The 771-nt window shown below is 63.7% G+C and carries 1 protein-coding gene; it reads right to left on the bottom strand.

Annotated elements, in window-relative coordinates:
• The coding region (locus tag J0A65_RS24670; protein ID WP_206596882.1) for a hypothetical protein at nt 1-704 on the bottom strand (704 nt) is incomplete at its 3' end.
• Nucleotides 705-771 lie beyond the last annotated feature (67 nt).

Here is a 771-nt window from a genome sequence, read left to right as displayed (position 1 = left end):
ACCAGCATGTAAACGCCGCCATGGAGCAGATTGATCACCCCCGCCCAGCTTTCCAGCTCGAACCCGTAGAACGCACCGTCCATCAGCTCGAGCGCCAGGCCCATCACCTGCAGGTATCCCACCATGATGGCCAGCGCGAAACACCAGGCCAGCGACGTACCGGCCATCTGCAGGTCACCGTCCGTCACCTCGGCGCTGCGCCGGAACAGCTGCAGCAGCAGCCAGAGCGGCACCAGCACCTCCAGGCAAAAGCTCAGCAGGCCGATGACCGACCAGCCCAGGCTGGTCAGCAGGCGTCCGCTGTACTGATCGTCCAGTAGCTCGTACAGCCACATGTACAGCTGGCCGGAGACGAAACCGAGCCCCCAGGACAGCAGCAGGTAAACCACGCCATAACTCACCAGCAGTGGCGCCGGCTGCCGGTAGCCGGCCAGGCGATGACGTTCCAGGTATGCACTCGTCAGCCAGTAGACACCCAGCCCAGCCATGAGCAGGTGATTGACCCAGTACGGGGCGACGTAGCTCAGCCAGACGCTGAAATCGTTCTCGAGATCGCTCCTCCACCAGCCGATCATCGACAGCAGAATGGCGATGACGCTCATCGACAGGGCCACGGCCACCAGATGCCCTGGTAGTGCCGGCAGCGGGCGGGGCGCAGCGGATGGAACGAGCGGCTCGGCCGCGAAGGGGTTGGTTTGAGTCATGGCAATCCTTGTCGGTGCAGGCATCCTGTTCGGTCTGGCGAGCTTAGCCACCCTGCATGGCGGACAA

The organism is Bowmanella yangjiangensis (genome assembly GCF_017255015.1).
In the GTDB taxonomy this organism is placed as follows: Bacteria; Pseudomonadota; Gammaproteobacteria; order Enterobacterales; family Alteromonadaceae; genus Bowmanella; species Bowmanella yangjiangensis.
The sequence above is the reverse complement of the archived record's forward strand: the minus strand, read 5'-3'. Positions and strand labels throughout refer to the sequence as shown.